Consider the following 19,490-nt stretch of genomic DNA (forward strand, 5'->3'; position numbering starts at 1 on the left):
TCTCGTGCGGCTTATTTCTTCTGGCCGCAGACGTAGCTGTTGATTTCCGCGCCCAGCGGAACTTCGGTGATCTTCGGAGCAGTCCAGGCCATGTGATCCTCCATCATTCTGGTCATGAAGGCGGGGCTCCCGCTTTCATGCTGGATGTGAACCCCGATGATGGCGGGTTTCAACCCTTGATCGTCGCCTTTTGCGACCATTGCCGTTCAGAATTCTCACGTTTCTGTGACGTAAGGGTCAGTGTCGGGGTGATTGAAGGTTCACATGTCCGCGCCGGGCGCGTGGCACCAATGCTGAAGTGCGTTATGGCTTGCGTCGGCGCGGATGGGGGACTACGCCCCATTCAACGGTGGTCGGGCGGGTCCTGAGTGCCGGTTGCCGTTGGCGAGGCTGGGGCGTGATGCTGGCTCCCGAGAGTGAAGAAGCGGATTCGTTCGAGACGCGCCAGCAGCAGCGGGCCATAGAGGTGGTGCGCCGCAGTCGCTTCAGTGCGCAGACTATCTGCCTGCTGATCCTGACGGTGCTGGCTGTTTTCTACACCCTGTATTTCGCGGCGGCGATCATCCTGCCGATCGTGCTGGCGCTGGTGGCCAACCTGCTGCTGTCGGCCCCGATGCGCCTGCTGCATGCGCGCCTGAGGCTACCCAAGACGTTGGCTGCCCTGATCCTGATCCTGTGCCTGTTCGGGGTGATCGGGGCGATCGGCACCGCGATTTCGGTGCCTGCCGCCGGCTGGATCAGCCGTGCGCCGCAGACCATGGCGGCGATCCAGGCGCATATGGCGGTGCTGCATGGGCCGCTGCGGATGATTCAGGCGGCCAATGAACGGATCGACAGTTTTCTGGCGGTGGTCAGTGGGCGTGGGGGCAGCAGCGGGCATGCCTCGCTGCTGGCGCCGTCCGCGCCCTCTGGCGAGGGCGGGCTGGGATTGTTCGGCTCCAGCGTACTGCTGGGGACGCGGGCGTTCGTGGGGCAGCTCTTTACCATGATGCTGATGCTGTTCTTCCTGCTGGCGCAGGGGGACAGCCTGTTGCGGCGCTTCGTCGAGATCATGCCGACCTTTGCCGACAAGCGCCGTGCGGTGCAGATCGCCTACCAGATCGAACGCAACGTCTCGCTGTACCTGACGACGATCACGATCATCAACGTGCTGGTCGGGTTGGCGAACATGCTGCAATGCTGGGTGTTCGGCCTGCCCAACCCCCTGTTGTGGGGCGTGCTGGCCTTCCTGCTGAATTACATCCCCATCATCGGCCCGCTGACCGGGATCGTGATCTATTTCGTCGTCAGCCTGTTCGTCTTTCCCTCGATGCTCCAGGCGCTGCTGCCGCCGATGGTCTATCTGTGCATCCATCTGATGGAAGGCGAGACGATCACGCCCATGGTGCTGGCCCGGCGTTTCACGCTCAATCCGGTGCTGGTCATGGGGTCGCTGATGTTCTGGGACTGGCTGTGGGGGGTGTGGGGGGCGTTTCTCTCGGTGCCGATGCTCGCGGTCTTCAAGATCATCTGCGACCATGTGGAGGTGCTGACGCCGATCGGCCACATCGTCGGCGGCCCGACGCGCGGCCCGAAGAGCCGTCCGGCCGCCGCTCTCCCCGAGACGAGCCACGAGGCGGATTAAAAACCTGTTTCAGAAGCCCTGGTGGCCGTCCGCCGGTAGCGGCGCTGTTTCAGCCAGCCTCGCCGGCGGCCAGGGCGTGGAGGCGCTCCATCGCCGTGATGCGCACGGTGTGACCCTTGCCGATCGTGACCAGCCGTTCGGTGCGCATCCAGCTCAGTGTGCGGCTGACCGTTTCGATCGTCAGACCCAGATAGTCGGCCATGTCCGAGCGGGTCATGGGCAGCGGCACGTCTTCGGACGGATTGGGGACCTCGCGCACGCGCTCCAGCAGGAAGCTGGCCACCCGTTCGCGCGCGGTCTTGCGGCCCAGCAGCAGCATCTGGTTCTGCGCTGCCACCAGTTCGTTCGATGCTTCCGCCAGCAGCCTGCGTTCCAGGCGGGGAAAATCGTCCATCAACAGTCGCATCCGCGCCCGCGAAAACCGGCACAGCCGCACCGTGTCTATCGCCTCGGCACCGAACGCATACAGGTCGGACACTGCCAGACCGAGGAAATGGCCGGTGGTGGCGAAGCCGGTGATCTGCCGGCGCCCGTCGGGCAGGGCCTTGAACAGCTTCACGTTGCCCGACGTGATATTGTAGAAATCGGTGGCCGGGGCGCCTTCCTCGATGAAGCTGCGGCCCGGCAGGACCAGCGTTTCGACTGCCGTTTCGGCCAGCCGGGCGATGTCGTCATCGTCGATGACGCTGCATACGCTCTGGGCCCGGATGCCGCAGCTCAGGCAATAGCCGGGCTGGCGGTGGGCTCCGGCCAGGATCAGGCGACGCGGACGGGCATCGCGCTGGCAGGTGGTCTGGTCAGACATATCGTCCGGGTTCCTCCCGGTTCAGGCCCGCGGGACAGCGGGCTGGTCGTTTTGGCACGGACGGCCATCCGTCCGCCAAGAGCCTGACCGCAAATGCGCCCTGGTGGCGATCCGGCGTGTGTTTCCTGCGCTTTGGTGCTCACGGCCATCAAGGCCGCTCCGCTCCGATGCTCGGAAACACACGCCGGACGCGGCCCTGACAGGCCCTCTCGCTCACCAGCCCGCATTTTCGGTCAGGCTCTCAGGCCCGCATGCATACCAGAATGCGGGCTGAATTGATCTGAATCAATGTCTTTTACTGCATCGGACTCAAGCGTGCGGGTATGGAAGGTTCCAGCCGCGCCCAACGATGAATTCCGACCCCTCGCTTGTCGTCGGCCTGCTGGGCCCCCAGGACGCCCCGCTGGTTTATCCGCTGGTGCGCCTGGCCTATCCGGGAATGGCGCGCGGCGCGTGGATGCGGCTGGCGCGCCGTGCCCTGCGCACGGGCCCGCGCGGCCGGCAGGGTATTCTCGTGGCGCGCCACGCCCCCTCTTCTCCACCCTGCGGACTGATATCCTTTCGGTGCGCGCCTGATATGCGCCACGGGCGGGTCCTGACGGCGGAACACTTCGTTGCGCTGACGTTCGGCGAGGTCTGGTCGGTGCTGGATGCCTTCCTGCCCGCTTTGGAAAATATGGCGTGCGAGGCCGGGTGCGGGAGCGCGCGCGTGATCCTGCCGGGGGACCAACAGGCGCTGGTGGCGCGTATGGCCACCCGTGGGCGCGATACGACACACCCGATGCCGATTCGTACACTGATCGAGATTTCGCAGAATATGGCTTGATTTAAGTCAAGGCGATGACAGTCGGCGCGTGGTCAATGCGCATCACACGATGTTGTTCATCGCTTGAATTTGAAAGGCGCATACGATGAAACTCACCCGTAGCCTCGTCGTCCCGGCCCTGGCCGGTCTGTTGGCGCTGGCGCCGGGCGCGGGACGCGCCCAGACGGCCACGCCGTCGGCTTATGTCAATGCGCCCGTTACCTCGGATTCCGTTCCGCCGCCGCCCTCGCATGGCAGCCATTGCGGCCTGTTCGAGACCTGCGCCAGCACCAAGATCGGTCTGGGCAAGGGCGATTTCCTGATCCGCCTGTCCGCGCTGGGCGTGCTGCCCGAAGACCGGGACAGCAAGCTGTGGATCAACGGCAACGCGGTTGCGGGCCGGGTGAAGACCACGCGCCAGGTCACGCCGGAACTGACGTTCGAATATTTCTTCACCGACAATCTTTCGGTGGACCTGATCGCCGCCAGTTCGCGGCATGAAGTTGCCGCCGACGGTGTCGGCGGGGCGGCCCATGTCGATGTCGGCAGCGCCTGGGTGCTGCCGCCCACCGTGACCTTCGCGTGGCATTTCCGGCCGCACAAGCGCTTCAACCCCTATGTGGGTGTCGGCGGCACGATGGCGTGGTTCCATAACGTCTCGCCGGCTGGTGGCCTGGTGCAGAAGCTCAATGTCGGCTTCACCGGCGGGCCTTCGGTCAATGCGGGCTTCGATTACCAGCTCGTGGGCAACTGGTTCTTCAACTTCGACGTCAAGCAGATGTTCATGCGGATGCATGCCTGGGCCAACGACCGTGGCACCAGCAGCCCGTTCATCAAGGCGCATGACTCGCTCGACCCGACCGTGGTTGGCGCTGGTATCGAATACCGGTTCTGATCCCGATGGACATGTTGCCTCCTTCCGACGTTCTGGTTCGGTATGGGGGCAACCTGCCGCGCTATACGAGTTATCCGACCGCGGCGCAGTTTGACGCCTCGGTCGGTGCCGCCGAAGCCGATGCGTGGCTTCGCGCGGTTCCGGCGGGCACGCCGGTATCGCTTTACCTGCATGTTCCGTTCTGCGACGTGCTGTGCCTTTTCTGCGGGTGCAACAGCTCGGTCGTGCGCGATGCCGACCTGCGGGCGGCCTATGCCCGGCTCCTGATCGATGAAGTGCACCGGGTGGCGGCGCGCCTCGGCGCCGGTCGGCCCGTGCGGCATGTGCAGTGGGGCGGCGGCACGCCGACGACCCTGCCGCCAGAGAGCATGCGCGCGGTGATGGAGACGATCCATCGCCTGTTTGCCGTGGAGGCGGATGCCGAAATCGCCATCGAACTCGACCCCCGTTTTCTGCCCGACGATTATCCGCCGCTGCTGGGCGCGCTGGGGTTCAATCGTGCCAGCCTGGGCGTGCAGGACCTCGACCCGGCCGTGCAGGCGGCCAGCGGCCGGGTGCAGAGCCTGGAACAGACCGAGGATTGCGTGCGCCGGGTGCGCGCGGCGGGAATCCGCTCGGTCAATGTCGATCTGATCTATGGTCTGCCCTACCAGACCGTTGATGGTGCGGGCGATACGGCATTGACCGTCGCGGAGGTGCTGCGGCCGGAGCGGCTGGCGGTGTTCGGCTATGCGCATGTGCCTTGGAAGCAGAAGCGCCAGGCCCTGCTGCCGGAAGCGGCCCTGCCGCCGCCCGTCGAGCGGCTGGCCCAGCGGGCGCGTATCGACGAGGCCCTGCGCCTATCGGGTTATAGCGCCGTGGGGCTGGATCATTATGCCCGGCCCGATGATGCGCTCTGCCTTGCGGCAGAGACCGGTCACCTGCGCCGCAATTTCCAGGGTTATACCGTGGATCCCGCGCCGGTGCTGGTCGGTATCGGGGCCTCGGCGATTTCGAATTTTCCCCAGGGCATGACGCAGAACGTACCGGCGAATGCATTCTACGCGCGGGCCATGGAGACGATGCCCGACAGCCTGCCCGCCGTGCGCGGCGTGTGCCGGACCGGGGACGACCGGCTGCGTGGCGAGGTGATCGAACGGCTGATGTGCGACCTGCAGGTCGATCCGGCTGCCATAGGGACGCGCCATGGGATCTCTGCCTCCTGGTATGAGAGTGCGTGGCCAGCCCTGCGACAGGCCGAAATGGATGGGCTGGTGGTGCTGGACGGTCCGGTGGTTCGCGTGACCGAGAAGGGGCGCCCGTTTTTGCGCAACATTGCCGCCGTGTTCGATGCGCATCATGCGCCTGCCGGTGTGAAGCGCCATGCCGGCGCGCTGTAACCCAGCCGTGGTGGACATGGAGAGGTTGATGCCTAACCAGGCGGTCGCGTCGGTGCGGGCGGCGGAAGAGCGGGCGTGGCCGTTCGCGCACTGGGTGCTGGATGACGTTCTGCCGCCGTCGGTCTGTGCCGCGCTGCTGGCGTGGGACCCTGGAGCGGATGCCCATGGCGGCGATACCGGCGGCCGGCGCGATGCCCGTAACGGCCGGCGTGTCTTCGTGACCCCCGAGACGCGCCGCGTGCCGGGGCTGGACCGGCTGGCCCGCATGTTCGATGCCGTGGAGGCCCGCGAGGCCATTTCCGCGCGGTGCGGAGCCCGGCTGGCCGGCACTGCCCTGCGGCTGGAACTGTGCCTCGATACCGACGGATTCTGGTTGGAGCCGCACACCGATATCGGGGCGAAGAAGCTGACGCTGCTGATCGCGCTGTCCACCGATGCGGGGGCGGCGGAATGGGGCACCGACCTGATGACGGCGGATGGCAAGCCGGCCGCGCGGGCCAGCGGTGCGTTCAACTCCGGCCTGATGTTCGTGCCTGGCGACGAGAGCTGGCATGGGTTCGTGCGCCGGCCGATCCAGGGCCTGCGGCGGTCGTTGATCGTCAATTTCGTCTCGTCGGAATGGCGCGCGCTCGGGGAACTGGCGTTCGGTTCCGCGTGCTGATTTGCCGCCGCTTTTGCGTTCCGGCCCCGTTCGGTTCTAGGAAGACATAAATCTTCCACCCGGGCCGTGGCGTTCATGGCGCAGCAACTGCATGACGAGGCAAGAAAGGCGATGACCGAAAACGCGCGCGAGACAATGGAATTCGATATTGTCGTTGTCGGTGGCGGCCCGTCCGGTCTGGCGGCGGCGATCCGCCTGCGGCAGCTCGTACCGCAGGCGACGGTCTGCCTGATCGAGAAAGGCAGCGAGATCGGTGCCCATATCCTCTCCGGTGCGGTGATCGAACCGCGTGCGCTCGACGAATTGCTGCCCGACTGGCGCGAAACCGGTGCGCCGCTGAATACGCCGGTGACGGAAGAGGCCATGCTCTTCCTGACCGAAAACCGAGGCTATACCGTGCCGCTGCTGGACCGGGTGATGCCGCACATGCGCAACCACGGCAATTACATCGTCAGCCTCGGCGATGTCTGCCGCTGGCTGGCCGGGCGGGCCGAGGAGCTGGGGGTGGAGATCTATCCCGGTTTTGCCGGCGCGGACGTCCTGGTCGAGGACGGGCGCGTGGTGGGGGTGGTGACGGGTGACATGGGCATCGGCCGCGATGGCGAGCCCGGCCCCAACTACGCGCCGGGCATGGAGCTGCGCGCGAAATATACCCTGTTCGCCGAAGGGTGCCGGGGGTCGCTGACCAAGCGGCTGATGGCGATGTACAACCTGCGCAAGGGCGTGGACCCGCAGACCTACGGCCTGGGTATCAAGGAATTGTGGGAGGTTCCGGCCGAGCAGCATCGTCCGGGGCTGGTGCAGCATAGTTTCGGCTGGCCGCTGGACGACCGGACCTATGGCGGCGCCTGGATGTATCATTTCGGCGAGAACCTGGTTTCATACGGTTTTGTGGTCGGGCTGGATTATCCCAATACCTGGCTGTCGCCGTTCGACGAGATGCAGCGGCTGAAGCTGCATCCGTCTTTCCGCAGTACGTTCGAGGGGGGGCGCCGTATCGCCTACGGTGCGCGGGCACTGTCGGAGGGGGGCATCCAGTCGATTCCTCGCCTGACCTTCCCCGGTGGTGCGCTGATCGGCGATACGGCGGGCTTTCTGAACGTGCCCAAGATCAAGGGCACCCATACCGCGATGAAATCGGGGATGCTGGCGGCCGAGGCTGTGGCCGAGGCGATGGAGGGTGGCCGGGCGGAGCCGACATCCTACACCGCGCGGGTGCGCCAGTCCTGGCTGTGGGAAGAACTGCGCGGCGTTCGTAACATTCGCCCTGCCTTTGCGCGGTTCGGCATGAAGGGCGGCGCGCTCTATTCGGGCATCGACGCCATGCTGCTGCGTGGCCGTGCGCCGTGGACGCTGCGTCATCGGCATGCGGACAACGAGGTTCTGGAATCCGCCAGCGCCTCGCCACAGATCGCCTACCCCAAGCCGGACGGCAAGATCACATTCGACAAGCTGTCTTCGGTCTTTCTCTCCGCCACCAATCATGAGGAAGACCAGCCCGTTCATCTGAAGCTGCGTAACGACGCGCTGTGGAAGACGGTGAACTGGGATGTGTTCCGTGCGCCCGAGAGCCGTTATTGTCCGGCCGGCGTTTACGAGGCGGTGGATGTCGAGACCGCGCCGCGCCTGCAGATCAACGCGCAGAACTGCGTGCATTGCAAGACGTGCGACATCAAGGACCCGGCGCAGAATATCGACTGGTGTACGCCCGAGGGGGCCGGCGGCCCGAATTATCCCGGCGGGATGTGATTTTTTGGTGAAATGCGCTATGGGGAGCGCCCTCCCGAGGGCGATTGCTCTCTTTCCGCTGACAGACAGGCGAAGAGGTCCATGAAGGTTCTTGTTCCCGTAAAGCGCGTGATCGATTTCAACATCAAGCCGCGCGTGAAGGCGGACGGCACGGGTGTCGAGACCGCTGGCGTGAAGATGTCGATGAACCCCTTCGACGAGATCGCGGTCGAGGAAGCGGTACGCCTGAAGGAAAAGGGCATTGCGACCGAAGTGGTGGCGGTGTCGGTCGGCGTGCAGCAGGCGCAGGACACGCTGCGCACTGCCATGGCGATGGGCGCTGATCGGGCGATCCTGGTCCTGACCGACGTGGCGGTGGAACCGCTGGGTGTGGCCAAGATCCTGAAGGCGCTGGTGGCCAGGGAAAGCCCCGATCTGGTGCTGCTGGGCAAGCAGGCGATCGACGACGACATGAACGCCACCGGCCAGATGCTGGCGGGGCTGCTGGGCTGGGCGCAGGGCACGTTTGCCAGCAAGATCGAGATTGCGGACGGCAAGGCCGCCGTGACGCGCGAGATCGATGGCGGGCTGGAGACGCTGACGCTGACGCTGCCGGCCATCGTGACCGCCGACCTGCGGCTGAACGAGCCGCGCTATGCGTCGCTGCCCAACATCATGAAGGCGCGCAAGAAGCCGCTTGAGACGATCGCGCCCGCCGATCTGGGTGTGGATGTGACGCCGCGCCTGACCATCGTCTCGGTGGCCGAGCCGCCGGCGCGCCAGCAGGGCATCAAGGTCGAATCCGCCGCCGATCTGGTGGCGCGTCTGCGCAACGAAGCGAAGGTGATCTGATCATGACCGTACTCGTTTTTCTGGATCATGAGTCCGGTGTCATCCGTCAGGCGTCGCGTTCGGCCGTAACGGCGGCGCGGGCGCTGGGCGAGGTGCATGCGCTGGTCACCGGCGATGCCGCCGTGGCCGATGCCGCCGCGCGGATCGACGGCGTGGCCAAGGTGCTGCGCGCGGCCGGTGCCGCCGCCGCCCACGAACTGGCCGAGCCGCTGGCGGCGGTGATCGCCGATCTGGCGCCGGCCTACAGCCACATCGTCGCGGCCTCGGGCGCCAGCGGGAAGAACGTGCTGCCGCGTGCCGCCGCCCTGCTGGACGTGCAGCCGATCCCCGACGTGGTGTCGATCGTCGATGCCGATACGTTCGTGCGCCCGATCTATGCCGGCAGCGCGTTGGCGACGGTGAAGTCGTCGGATGCGAAGAAGGTGCTGACGGTGCGCGCCTCGTCCTTCGATCCCGCGTCGGCCGAAGGCGGCGCTGCCCCGATCGAGCAGGTGACGGTGCCGGAAGGGCCGGCTGTGTCGGAGTTCGTCTCGATCGCGCTGTCGAAGTCCGAGCGTCCCGAGCTGGAATCGGCGCGGGTGATCGTCTCGGGTGGCCGGGGCATGCAGAACGAAGAGAACTTCAAGCTGCTGAACCCGCTGGCCGATCGGCTTGGGGCGGCTATCGGCGCTTCGCGCGCTGCCGTCGATGCCGGCTTTGTGCCCAATGATTATCAGGTGGGGCAGACCGGCAAGATCGTGGCACCGGACCTGTATGTCGCCGTTGGTATTTCCGGTGCGATCCAGCATCTGGCCGGCATGAAGGACAGCAAGGTCATCGTCGCGATCAACAAGGACCCCGAGGCGCCGATCTTCCAGGTGGCGGATTACGGGCTGGTTGGGGACCTGTTCGAGATCCTGCCGCAGGTTGAGGCGGCGCTGGATACGGCGGGCTGAGGGTAAGGTCGGGCTCTGCCCGAACCCGCAAGGGGCTGGCGGCCCCTTGACCCCGATTCGTTAATCTTCGCCCAGGACCGCTCGGGCGCGGCGGACGATCGTTTCGTATTCCTCCGCGTTCAGGTGGCCCTCGTGCAGCATCGCGCTGGCACGGGCCAGCGCATCGCGGGCATGGGCTGCGTCGGGGATCGGGTAGCGGCGGCCGGGGAGCGCGAAAGCGTCGTCCGGCAGGGCATTGCGCTCTTCTTCGGTGAGACGGGACATCGGGGGGCCTTTCTTTAAGGGGTTCAGACGCGGGCGACGTCTTCGGCGATCTGGTCTTCCTCATCCAGTTCGTTCAGTTCGGCCATTGCGCTCTTGGCGGTTCGGCCCGGCAGTTCGGTGGCAAGGCCGGGGACGATTCGTCCGGGCTTGAGGTTGCGCACCACCGAGAAGGCGGTCAGCACGGCCCAGGTGCCGAACACGACGCTGCCCAGCACCTGCCCGACCTGCACGCCGCAGGGGCCGAACCGCATGCCGATCCAGACGAACGGAATGGTGCCCAGTGTCGCCCGCCCCCAGTTGAACAATGTGGAATAAAGCGGGAAGCCCAGATTGTTGAAGGCGGTGTTGGCGACGAACAGCATGCCGATGAACAGGTAGCCGCCGACGGTCCAGGTGCAGAACAGGCGGATCAGGTCGGCCGTGGTGCCCTGGGCGGCGAAGGCCTGCACGACGAGATTCTGTGCCGGCAGCAGGATCGTCCAGGTCAGCGCGACACAGAGGGCGACCAGCTTCAATGCCGCCACCAGCGTCTGGCGCACCCTGTCCAGTTGGCCCGCACCCTGGTTCTGCGACATGATCGGGCCCACCGATCCGGTCAGCGCAAAGACGAAGGCGAAGGCGACGGGCACGATCCGGTCGATGGTCGCCTGGCCGGCCACCGCCGCCAGGCCGAACGTGGCCATGGCGTGGGTGACGAACAGGCCGCCGATGGGGGTGGCCAGGTTGGTCAGGATTGCCGGCATCGCGACCCCGCCGACCAGTTTGGCGTCATGAAGGATGTAGCGGGTGGAGGGCATGGCCAGCAGGTCGTGCCGCCGCACCGCCAGATAGCCCAGGATGGCCACCAGCCCACGGGACAGGATGGTGCTGATGGCGGCGCCCGCCAGGCCCAGATGCAGCCAGAAGATCAGCAGCGGGTCGAGCATGGCCGAGGCCAGGGCCCCGATCAGCGTGACGTTCATGGATTGTTTGGCATCGCCGACCGCGCGCAGCAGGCTGGAGCAGCCCATGCCTGCCGCCACCAGCCACAGGGCGGGGGAGACGATGCGGATATACTGGCCGGCCTGCTCCGCCACGCGGCCCGTGGCGCCGAACAGATGCAGGATCGGGGTGGAGAAGATGGCCGTTGCCAGCCCCAGCGCGACCATGACCGCCGTCATGACGAGCAGGAAGGACGAGGCGATGCGCCGCGCCCGGTCGTGCCGGCCGGCGCCGATCTGGCGGGCGATGACGGCGCCCAGCCCGATCGACATGCCGATCGAGACCGCGATCTGGACATAGCCGACCGCGCCGGTAAAGCCGATCGCCGCCGTCAGGGCCGGGTCGTTCAGGCGCGAGATGTAGAACAGGTTCAGCAGATCGACGGCGAATACGGCCATCAGGCCGATGGCCCCGGTGCCGGCCATGACGACGACGTGGCGCATGATGTCGCCGGAGCAGAAACGGGCGGGACGGCAGGCCTTCATCGGGCTGCGTCCTTGCTCGCCCCGGCTGCGCGTCTGGCCGCGCCCCTGGTGCCGCGTGCGGCCCCGGCTGAGGGTCCTGGAGTCATTGCTCCGATGATAGCCTCTTTCCCGCTACGGGAAAGCCTGATCGTGCATGTGTCTGTGGTATCGTGGGCCGTCACGCATGCATGGCCGTTACCGGCGGCCGGGCACGGTGGCCGATAGTCCGGCCAGGAAGATGCGCACCCAGCGGCGGATATTTGCCTCGATCTCGTCCGGCGTCACCAGGTCGCGCGAGTGGAACAGTTCGCCCAGGATCAGCTTGCCCACCGTCATGTTGAACAGGCCGATGGCCAGATCCTCGACATCGTCGATGGGCCAGGTGCCGGCTGCCTGCTGGCGCAGCAGCCATTCCTCGATCTGGTTGCAGTTTCCGCACAGTTCGATGCTCTGCATGATGCGGCGGATTTCGGCGGAGTCGCGGATCTCGCCGACGATGGCGCGGACCAGGCACATGCGGTCCGGCGCCAGTACGCGCATGGCGATCGTCATCAGGATATGGACCAGCTCGGCTTCCGGCGGGATGTCGGCGGGGCAGTGGACCGCCAGATATTTGATGTCGAACAGCCGCTCGCTGATCAGGGTGCGGAACAGGTCCTCCTTGGAGGCGAACATCTGGTAGATGGTCTTCTTGGACATGCCCGACAGGTGCGCCAGCTTGTCCATCGAGGCGTTGTGATAGCCGTGATCGTCCAGAACCTGACAGGCGGCGTTCAGGATCAGTTCCCGTCGCTCGCCACCTTCCAGCACGGGCGGGCGGCCCGGGCATCGCTTTTCCGGGCACAGGGCCTCGGGCTCGCGGGTGAGGGACAGCACAAGATCCGATGTCGTCGCCCCGGTAGCGGGCATTCCGGCAACTCCTTTCTCTCAGGATCGGCCCTGCTTGGGGGGACCCCATTTGGGTGACCATTGACCGGATTTTAGAAACGAAATAGTTTCCGATCAAGAAAACCACTCGGTTTCCATATGCCGGCGTTGCATGGGACGGTTTCGCGGGGTCATAGCCGCCGCGATTCCGTTTCCCGGCCAAGGCCGGCGACCTATGTTTCCGCAGGGCTCAATCACGCAATGACGTACCCCCGTCCCCATCGCGCCGTCCTTCTTGCCGCCTGTGCATCCCTTGCGCTGGCCGGATGCAAGCGCCAGGCGGCGCCTCCCGCCCCTCCTCCGCAGCAGGTCGGCGTACTGACCCTGCGCGCGGCGCCGTTCAGCGTCACCACGGACCTGCCGGGCCGGACCGAGGCGATCGAGATCGCCCAGGTTCGCCCGCAGGTGAACGGCGTGATCCAGAAGCGCCTGTTCGTGGAGGGCTCCGACGTGACCGCCGGCCAGCAGCTCTACCAGATCGATCCGTCGGCCTATCAGGCGACCTATGACGGGGCCAAGGCGCAGCTTCTGCACGCGCAGGCCGCCAAGGTGACGGCCCAGGCGAAGCTGGACCGCTACGGGCCGCTGATGCGTGCCCATGCCGTCAGCCGGCAGGATTATGACGATGCGCTGGCCGCCGCGCGCGAGGCCGATGCCGACATCACGCAGGCGCGTGCCAGTGTCGAAAGCGCCATGGTCAATTTGAACTATACGCGCGTGCTGGCGCCGATTTCCGGCCGGATCGGCCGGTCGCTGATGACGGTGGGTGCGCTGGCCACGGTGGGACAGAGCTCCAACCTGTCGATCGTCACCCGGCTGGACCCGATCTATGTCGACGTCAACCTGCCGGCGACCAGGCTGCTCGAACTGCGGCGTGAACTGGAGCAGGGGCGGTTGCAGCGTGCGGGCCAGGACGCGGCCACCGTCACGCTGACGCTGGAGGATGGCAGCACCTACGAGCAGCCGGGCCGGCTGGAATTCTCGGAAGTGAACGTGGACGAGACGACAGGAACCGTGGTGGTGCGTGCGGTGATGCCGAACGCGGCGCACATGCTGCTGCCCGGCATGTATGTGCATGCCAAGCTTGAAGAGGGCGTCGACCCGTCCGCGCTGCGCGTGCCGCAGGAAGCGGTCACCCGCAATTCGCACGGCGACCCGACGGTGATGGTGGTGAGCGCGGACAACAAGGTTGCCATTCGCGGCATCACGACCGGGCCCGCCGTCGGGAGCGACTGGATCGTGACTGCCGGGCTGAAGGCGGGTGAGCGGATCGTGGTCAGCGGCCTGCAGAAGATCCACCCTGGCGATACCGTTTCCCCCACCGAGGCGGCCGCGCAGCCCGCCCAGCAGGGCAAGGCGGGATAAAAACGCATGTCACGTTTCTTCATTGACCGGCCCATCTTCGCATGGGTCATCGGGCTGGTGATCATGCTGGTGGGGGCGGTTTCGGTCTTCCGCCTGCCGATCGCCCAGTATCCCTCCATCGCGCCGCCGCAGATCGCGATTACCGTGACCTATCCGGGCGCTTCGGCGGAGACGGTGAACAACACCGTGGTCCGGCCGATCCTGCAGCAGATGTACGGTCTGGACCATCTGGAATATGTCTCGGCGCAGTCGTACGCCAGCGGACAGATGGAAATCGACCTGACGTTCGAACAGGGGACCAACCCCGACATCGCGCAGGTCCAGGTGCAGAACAAGCTCCAGCTTGCCCAGCCGCGCCTGCCGACTGAAGTGACGGCCCAGGGCCTGACCGTGACCAAGGCCGTCAAGAACTTCATGCTGGTGTTGGGCTTCATTTCCACCGATGGCAGCATGACCGGCCCGGATATCGCGGATTATGTGGCATCGAACGTTTCCGATCCGCTCAGCCGCGTTTCGGGTGTGGGCGATCACACGCTGTTCGGCGCCGAATATGCCATGCGGATCTGGCTGGACCCCGGCAAGCTGTTCAAATACGGGATGACGATCAGCGACGTGCAGACGGCGTTGCAGGATCAGAACATCCAGATTTCCTCGGGCGAGATCGGCGGCCTGCCGGCCAAGCCGGGGGCACGGCTGGATGCCACCATCATCGGGCCGACCCGGCTGACGTCGCCCGAGGAGTTCGGCAATATCCTGCTGCGCGTGGCGCAGGGTGGTTCGCAGGTGCGTATCCGCGACGTCGCGCGGGTGGAGCTTGGGCCGCAGAGCTACAACATCACGTCGTTCTATAATAACCAGCCGAATGTCGGCATGGCGCTGAAGCTGGCGCCTGGTGCGAACCAGCTGACGACCGAAGCGGCGGTGCGGACCGAGATCTCGCAGCTTGAGAAGTTCTTCCCGCCGGGGCTGAAGGTCGTCTATCCGCTGGATACCGAGCCTTTCATCGTGCTGTCGATCAAGGAAGTCGTCATTACGCTGGCCGAGGCAATCGCTCTTGTCTTCGTGGTCATGCTGATCTTCCTGCAGAATTTCCGTGCGACGCTGATCCCGACCATCGCCGTGCCGGTGGTGCTGCTGGGCACGTTCGGCATTCTTGCCGCGCTGGGATTCTCGATCAACACGCTGACCATGCTGGCCATGGTGCTGGCGGTGGGCCTGCTGGTCGATGACGCCATCGTCGTGGTCGAGAATGTCGAGCGCGTGATGTCGGAAAAGAAGCTCTCGCCGAAGGAAGCCGCGCGCGTTTCGATGGACGAGATCTCGGGCGCGCTGGTCGGCATCGTGCTGGTGCTGACGGCGGTGTTCCTGCCGATGGCGGCCTTCGGTGGGTCGACCGGCGTGATCTATCGCCAGTTCTCCATCACTATCGTTGCCGCGATGTGGCTGTCGGTGCTGGTGGCGATGATCATGACCCCTGCCCTTTGCGCCACGATGCTCAAGCCCGGCACGCATGAGAAGACCACCGGTCTGGCCGGATGGTTCAACCGCAGCTTCGCCCGCGTCAATAATGGCTATCAGTCCGGCGTGCGTTGGATGCTGGGACGCAGCGTGGTGTCGCTGATCCTGTATGCGCTGCTGACCGGGCTGGTGGTGTTCCTGTTCGCCCGTCTGCCCCAGGGCTTCCTGCCGGACGAGGACCAGGGGCTGATCTTCGGCCAGGTGACGATGCCGCCGGGTGCGACCAAGGAGCAGACGGCAGCCGTCAACCGCAAGATCACCGATTATATTCTGAAGACCGAAGGCGACAATGTGGTGTCGGTCTTCGCGATGAACGGCTTCAACTTCGCCGGTCAGGGGCAGAATGCCGGAGCGTTCTTCATCCGGTTGAAGGATTGGGATGTACGGCCGAATGCGTCGCAGAGTTCGTCAGCGATTGCCATGCGGGTCATGATGCATTTCTGGGGCGACCCAGAAGCGCAGATCTTCGCCATCAATCCGCCGGCGGTGCTGGAACTGGGCAATGCGACGGGCTTCGACCTGGAACTGGAGGATCGCGGGCATCTGGGGCATGAAAAGCTGCTGGCCGCGCGCAACCAGATCCTGATGGCGGCGGCCAAGGACCCGCGCCTGATGGCGGTGCGCCCCAACGGCCTGGAAGATGCTCCGCAATACAAGCTGGATATCGACCGCGAGAAGGCGAACGCGCTGGGCGTGACCAATGCCGAGATCAATACGACGATCGAAGGCGCGCTGGGGTCGATCTACGTCAACCAGTTCATGCGCAGCGACCGCGTGAAGCAGGTCTATATTCAGGGCGAGCCTGACGGGCGCATGCTGCCCGAGGATCTGGGCAAGTGGTACCTGCGGAATGTGGGGAACACGCTGGTGCCGTTCAACGCGATTGCGTTGGGGCACTGGATTGTCGGCCCGCAGAAGGTGGAAGATTACAACGGCCTGAATTCATACGAAATTCTCGGCCAGCCATCGGCGGGGTACAGCACCGGCACGGCCATGGTGGCGATCCAGGAGGCGCTGGCCAAGCTGCCGCCCGGCATCGGCTATGAATGGACCGGTCTGTCGTACGAGCAGATGGCGTCGGGGGGCTCGACCGGGCCGCTCTATGCGCTGGCAGGGACGGTGATCCTGCTCTGCCTGGCGGCGCTGTATGAAAGCTGGGCGGTGCCTTTCGCGGTGATGCTGGTCATTCCGCTGGGCGTGCTGGGGGCGCTGACGGCCACGCTGTGGCGGGGGCTGGCCAACGACGTCTACTTCCAGGTGGGGCTGCTGACCACGGTGGGGCTGGCGGTGAAGAACGCGATCCTGATCGTGGAATTCGCCAAGGCTTTCTTCGAATCCGGCGACAGTCTGCTGGACTCGGTGGTCAAGGCCGGGCGCGAGCGGCTGCGGCCGATCCTGATGACGTCGATCGCCTTCGTCTGCGGCGTGTTTCCGCTGGCGATCGCGACCGGGGCCGGGTCGGGCGCGCGTGTTGCGATCGGCACCGCCGTGGTGGGCGGCATGCTGTCCGCCACCCTGCTAGCCATCTATTTCGTGCCGCTGTTCTTTGTGCTGGTGCTGCGGCTGTTCCGGGTTCGCCGGGTGAAGGACCGCGTGGACCCGCATGCCGATCTATCCCGTCCCGCCGGGCCGTCCGGTCAGGAGAGCTGAGTTCATGAACGGGTTTCTTTCTCCGCGCCGGGCCGGGCTGATGGTTCTGGCGGCGCTGTCGGGATGCACGATGATTCCCGACTACAAGCGGCCGGCCCTGCCGGTCGCATCCACCTGGCCGCAGGGGCCGGCCTACCATGCCGCTGCCCCTGGGCAGATCGGCACGGCGGCGTCGGACCTGGGCTGGCGTGAATTCTTCGTCGACCAGCGGCTCCAGGCGCTGATCGCACTGGCTGTGCGGGAGAATCGCGACCTGCGATCGGCGGCCTATGCCGTGGTGCAGGCGCAAGGCCAGTACCGGGTGCAGCATGCATCGCTCTTTCCGCAGATCGGATCGACCGGGCAGGCGATCTATCAGGCGCCTTCAAGTCATGCGGGTCTGAGTTTCGCACCGGGCCTGGATGCGGGCCGGAGCGGACAGCCTTACAGCGATGGCCGGGTCTTCAAGTTCTATCAGGCGGGCATCGGCTTCTCGTCCTATGAGATCGACCTGTTCGGCCGTATCCGCAGCCTGTCGCGTGAGGCGGCGGATCAGGTCCTGAGCCAGGCCGCCAGCGAGCGTAGCCTGCTGATCAGCGTGATCTCGCAGGTGGCGACGACATATGTGGCCTGGCTGGCCGATGCCGAGCAGCTCAAGGTGACCGAGCAGACGCTGGCATCGCAGAAGGAGACGCTGCGCCTGACCCAGGCCGGCTTCGATCATGGCGAGGCCAACCAGCTGACCTTGCGTCAGGTCGAGACGCAGGTGGAGCAGGCGGCGGCCAATCACGCCCAGTACCAGCGCCAGGTGGCGCAGGATGAAAACGAACTGGTGCTGCTGGTCGGGGCGCCGCTGCCCGCGAACCTGCCGGCGCCGGCGCCGTTCGGGCAGCAGACGATCCTGGCCGACCTGCCGGCGGGCGTGCCTTCCGACCTGCTGGACCGGCGGCCGGACATTCAGTCCGCCGAATTCTCGCTGCTGTCGGCCAATGACGATATCGGCGCGGCGCGGGCCGCCTTCTTCCCGCGTCTGACACTGACGGCATCGGACGGCGTGTCCAGCCTGCAGTTCCGCAACCTGTTCACCCAGGGTGCCACGACGTTCGGGATCAATCCCCAGATCCAGATCCCGCTGCTGACTTGGGGACAGAACGAAGGCACGTTGCAGGCCTCCAAGGCCCTGCGCAACCAGCGCATGGAGGCCTATGAAAAGGCGATCCAGACGGCGTTCCACGAAGTTTCGGACGCGCTGACCGCGCGGGCGACCTATCTGGACCAGGCGCGCCAGCTCGATGCGTTGGTGGCGTCTTCGGCGGATGCCTACCGGCTGGCGCGGATGCGCTTCGATGCCGGGGTGGATTCCTACCTGAGCACGCTGGATGCGCAGCGCACGCTCTATGGCGCGCAGCAGAGCCGGATTTCGGTGCATGAGGCGCGCTACCAGAATCTGATCACCGTCTATCGTGCCCTTGGCGGCGGTTGGACGGAACGGACCGTACCACCGGGCCGGGTTGCCGCGACGGCGACGCAGAAAGGCTGAAGAAACCGGTATTGGCCGGATGTGCAGGGCGGGTTCTTCGGAACCCGCCTTTTTTGTTCTGCACGAAAATTCAGCACCTCCATGAAATAACATTGAATGGAACGTGATCGTTTATTGTGCGTTGCAATGTATTGTGCGGTGCAACAAAATCATAAAACAGCATTTATTTGCATATTTCGTTTGACCGATAGAAAAAAACACGTCATTAAAGCTTCATCAGAGTGAGAAGACCGGAACGGCCCACTCTTATGAACAAGAAACCCGTGGCGATACGATCGCGGGACTTATAAACGGGGGGATCGAACCCTCGGACTGACCCTAAAAAAGGTGCATCTTTCACGATGCACCTTTTTTTATTGGCCTGGCTGCGATATGCGCGGTTCCTTCGTTTGTGAGGACAGGCCCGGATTGAAACAGATTTCCCACGACCCAAGGCTGGTTATTGTCGTCATCATGGTCACGGTTGCCATGGGGGCGCTGGATGCTGTTTCGCTGACCCATCTGAAGGTCTTTACCGGCTACATGACGGCGACCGTCATTCTGATTGCGGTGCATCTGACGTCGGGGGAATCCGTTGCCGGGCCAGGCGTGGTGGCGATTACCGCCTATCTGGCCGGAGCTGCGCTGGGGGGACGGCTGGTCCGGCGATCTCATTCGCGGCGGCGGACGGTGGCGGACCTGCTGATGGGGGTGGGGGCGCTCGTGCTGGTGGCGGCCCTGATCTGGTGGCAGGACGCGGCCTGGCGGTACTATGCCACGCTGGTCGTTCTGGCGATTGCCATGGGGTTGCAGACATCCGCGACCCGTCACGCCCAGGTTACGGACCTGACCTTGCCGGCTGCCACCATGCTGCTGCACGGGTTGATGCATGACAGCCGGCTGGCCGGCGGGCCGGCGAAGGGAGCCTGGCGGCGGGTGGCCGCGATCCTGGCCCTGTTCGGTGGGGCGGTGCTGGGGGCGCTGGTGTCCAGCGTGTCGGTGCCGATCGCGATCGGTCTGGTGGGGCTGCTGATCGGGACTGCCGGGGGGTTGCTCTATGTGGGTGAGCATCCGCTGCTGGAGCGGCTGGAAACGCTCGGCCCGTTGTGAAGGTCAGGGCGCTGCCCTGAAACCCGGCA

The 19,490-nt window shown here is 65.4% G+C and carries 17 protein-coding genes; 12 read left to right on the forward strand and 5 right to left on the reverse strand.

The features are described 5' to 3' along the window. Positions 1 to 11: 11 nt before the first annotated feature. On the reverse strand, positions 12 to 92 hold the full coding sequence (gene pqqA / locus C7453_RS00880) for a pyrroloquinoline quinone precursor peptide PqqA (RefSeq protein ID WP_012224451.1): 81 nt from the start codon (positions 90 to 92) through the stop codon (positions 12 to 14). A gap of 308 nt (positions 93 to 400) precedes the next feature. Between pqqA and C7453_RS00885 the strand changes: the two genes are divergently transcribed. Further along, positions 401 to 1,624, forward strand: a complete 1,224-nt coding sequence (locus C7453_RS00885; RefSeq protein WP_174787953.1) for an AI-2E family transporter — start codon at positions 401 to 403, stop codon at positions 1,622 to 1,624. Between the two features lie 49 nt (positions 1,625 to 1,673). Here C7453_RS00885 and C7453_RS00890 read toward each other — a convergent pair whose 3' ends face one another. Next, positions 1,674 to 2,429: a Crp/Fnr family transcriptional regulator gene (locus C7453_RS00890; protein ID WP_114725185.1), complete on the reverse strand. Its 756-nt coding sequence runs from the start codon at positions 2,427 to 2,429 to the stop codon at positions 1,674 to 1,676. 349 nt (positions 2,430 to 2,778) lie between these two features. Between C7453_RS00890 and C7453_RS00895 the strand changes: the two genes are divergently transcribed. From C7453_RS00895 to C7453_RS00925, 7 genes are all read left to right on the forward strand, one after another. Beyond that, positions 2,779 to 3,255 carry a hypothetical protein gene (locus C7453_RS00895; RefSeq protein ID WP_114725187.1) on the forward strand — a complete coding sequence of 159 codons (477 nt, stop codon included), beginning with the start codon at positions 2,779 to 2,781 and terminating at the stop codon, positions 3,253 to 3,255. Between the two features lie 85 nt (positions 3,256 to 3,340). Beyond that, positions 3,341 to 4,129 carry an OmpW/AlkL family protein gene (locus tag C7453_RS00900; RefSeq protein ID WP_114725189.1) on the forward strand — a complete coding sequence of 263 codons (789 nt, stop codon included), beginning with the start codon at positions 3,341 to 3,343 and terminating at the stop codon, positions 4,127 to 4,129. Positions 4,130 to 4,134: 5 nt separating this feature from the next. Continuing rightward, positions 4,135 to 5,508, forward strand: coding sequence for an oxygen-independent coproporphyrinogen III oxidase (gene hemN / locus C7453_RS00905; RefSeq protein WP_371858475.1), 1,374 nt, complete (start codon positions 4,135 to 4,137; stop codon positions 5,506 to 5,508). Positions 5,509 to 5,536: 28 nt separating this feature from the next. After that, a complete protein-coding gene (locus C7453_RS00910; RefSeq protein ID WP_114725191.1) occupies positions 5,537 to 6,169 on the forward strand; it encodes a 2OG-Fe(II) oxygenase in 633 nt (210 codons plus the stop codon). A 111-nt stretch (positions 6,170 to 6,280) separates the two neighbouring features. Beyond that, positions 6,281 to 7,918: an electron transfer flavoprotein-ubiquinone oxidoreductase gene (locus C7453_RS00915; RefSeq protein ID WP_114725961.1), complete on the forward strand. Its 1,638-nt coding sequence runs from the start codon at positions 6,281 to 6,283 to the stop codon at positions 7,916 to 7,918. 81 nt (positions 7,919 to 7,999) lie between these two features. After that, positions 8,000 to 8,749, forward strand: a complete 750-nt coding sequence (locus C7453_RS00920) for an electron transfer flavoprotein subunit beta/FixA family protein (protein ID WP_114725193.1) — start codon at positions 8,000 to 8,002, stop codon at positions 8,747 to 8,749. A 2-nt stretch (positions 8,750 to 8,751) separates the two neighbouring features. Further along, the gene (locus tag C7453_RS00925) at positions 8,752 to 9,684 is read left to right on the forward strand and encodes an electron transfer flavoprotein subunit alpha/FixB family protein (protein WP_114725195.1); all 933 of its coding nucleotides are present in this window, start codon (positions 8,752 to 8,754) and stop codon (positions 9,682 to 9,684) included. 60 nt (positions 9,685 to 9,744) lie between these two features. Here C7453_RS00925 and C7453_RS00930 read toward each other — a convergent pair whose 3' ends face one another. The 3 genes from C7453_RS00930 to C7453_RS00940 form a co-directional block, all read right to left on the reverse strand. Next, entirely contained in the window at positions 9,745 to 9,948 is a 204-nt protein-coding gene (locus C7453_RS00930) for a hypothetical protein (protein ID WP_114725197.1), read from the reverse strand. Between the two features lie 23 nt (positions 9,949 to 9,971). Beyond that, positions 9,972 to 11,414, reverse strand: a complete 1,443-nt coding sequence (locus C7453_RS00935) for an MATE family efflux transporter (protein ID WP_114725199.1) — start codon at positions 11,412 to 11,414, stop codon at positions 9,972 to 9,974. Positions 11,415 to 11,588: 174 nt separating this feature from the next. Beyond that, positions 11,589 to 12,302, reverse strand: coding sequence for a TetR/AcrR family transcriptional regulator (locus C7453_RS00940; RefSeq protein WP_114725201.1), 714 nt, complete (start codon positions 12,300 to 12,302; stop codon positions 11,589 to 11,591). 219 nt (positions 12,303 to 12,521) lie between these two features. Between C7453_RS00940 and C7453_RS00945 the strand changes: the two genes are divergently transcribed. The 4 genes from C7453_RS00945 to C7453_RS00960 all read left to right on the forward strand — a co-directional run bounded on the left by C7453_RS00945 (position 12,522) and on the right by C7453_RS00960 (position 19,461). Continuing rightward, on the forward strand, positions 12,522 to 13,685 hold the full coding sequence (locus tag C7453_RS00945; protein ID WP_114725203.1) for an efflux RND transporter periplasmic adaptor subunit: 1,164 nt from the start codon (positions 12,522 to 12,524) through the stop codon (positions 13,683 to 13,685). A 6-nt stretch (positions 13,686 to 13,691) separates the two neighbouring features. Next, a complete protein-coding gene (locus C7453_RS00950; RefSeq protein ID WP_114725205.1) occupies positions 13,692 to 16,853 on the forward strand; it encodes an efflux RND transporter permease subunit in 3,162 nt (1,053 codons plus the stop codon). Between the two features lie 4 nt (positions 16,854 to 16,857). Continuing rightward, on the forward strand, positions 16,858 to 18,372 hold the full coding sequence (locus tag C7453_RS00955) for an efflux transporter outer membrane subunit (RefSeq protein ID WP_114725207.1): 1,515 nt from the start codon (positions 16,858 to 16,860) through the stop codon (positions 18,370 to 18,372). Between the two features lie 408 nt (positions 18,373 to 18,780). Continuing rightward, positions 18,781 to 19,461, forward strand: a complete 681-nt coding sequence (locus C7453_RS00960) for a YoaK family protein (RefSeq protein ID WP_114725209.1) — start codon at positions 18,781 to 18,783, stop codon at positions 19,459 to 19,461. Positions 19,462 to 19,490 lie beyond the last annotated feature (29 nt).

The organism is Gluconacetobacter liquefaciens (assembly GCF_003350405.1).
Classification (GTDB): Bacteria; Pseudomonadota; Alphaproteobacteria; order Acetobacterales; family Acetobacteraceae; genus Gluconacetobacter; species Gluconacetobacter liquefaciens.

Bases quoted from the DNA above. Each gene is read 5' to 3' on its own strand.
- C7453_RS00895 (WP_114725187.1), top strand. From the start codon at position 2,779: ATGAATTCCGACCCCTCGCTTGTCGTCGGCCTGCTGGGCCCCCAGGAC.
- C7453_RS00940 (WP_114725201.1), bottom strand. From the start codon at position 12,302: ATGCCCGCTACCGGGGCGACGACATCGGATCTTGTGCTGTCCCTCACC.
- C7453_RS00930 (WP_114725197.1), bottom strand. From the start codon at position 9,948: ATGTCCCGTCTCACCGAAGAAGAGCGCAATGCCCTGCCGGACGACGCT.
- C7453_RS00920 (WP_114725193.1), top strand. From the start codon at position 8,000: ATGAAGGTTCTTGTTCCCGTAAAGCGCGTGATCGATTTCAACATCAAG.
- C7453_RS00885 (WP_174787953.1), top strand. From the start codon at position 401: ATGCTGGCTCCCGAGAGTGAAGAAGCGGATTCGTTCGAGACGCGCCAG.
- C7453_RS00945 (WP_114725203.1), top strand. From the start codon at position 12,522: ATGACGTACCCCCGTCCCCATCGCGCCGTCCTTCTTGCCGCCTGTGCA.
- pqqA (WP_012224451.1), bottom strand. From the start codon at position 92: ATGGCCTGGACTGCTCCGAAGATCACCGAAGTTCCGCTGGGCGCGGAA.
- C7453_RS00915 (WP_114725961.1), top strand. From the start codon at position 6,281: ATGACCGAAAACGCGCGCGAGACAATGGAATTCGATATTGTCGTTGTC.
- C7453_RS00900 (WP_114725189.1), top strand. From the start codon at position 3,341: ATGAAACTCACCCGTAGCCTCGTCGTCCCGGCCCTGGCCGGTCTGTTG.
- C7453_RS00890 (WP_114725185.1), bottom strand. From the start codon at position 2,429: ATGTCTGACCAGACCACCTGCCAGCGCGATGCCCGTCCGCGTCGCCTG.
- C7453_RS00955 (WP_114725207.1), top strand. From the start codon at position 16,858: ATGAACGGGTTTCTTTCTCCGCGCCGGGCCGGGCTGATGGTTCTGGCG.
- C7453_RS00910 (WP_114725191.1), top strand. From the start codon at position 5,537: ATGCCTAACCAGGCGGTCGCGTCGGTGCGGGCGGCGGAAGAGCGGGCG.
- C7453_RS00950 (WP_114725205.1), top strand. From the start codon at position 13,692: ATGTCACGTTTCTTCATTGACCGGCCCATCTTCGCATGGGTCATCGGG.
- hemN (WP_371858475.1), top strand. From the start codon at position 4,135: ATGGACATGTTGCCTCCTTCCGACGTTCTGGTTCGGTATGGGGGCAAC.
- C7453_RS00935 (WP_114725199.1), bottom strand. From the start codon at position 11,414: ATGAAGGCCTGCCGTCCCGCCCGTTTCTGCTCCGGCGACATCATGCGC.
- C7453_RS00925 (WP_114725195.1), top strand. From the start codon at position 8,752: ATGACCGTACTCGTTTTTCTGGATCATGAGTCCGGTGTCATCCGTCAG.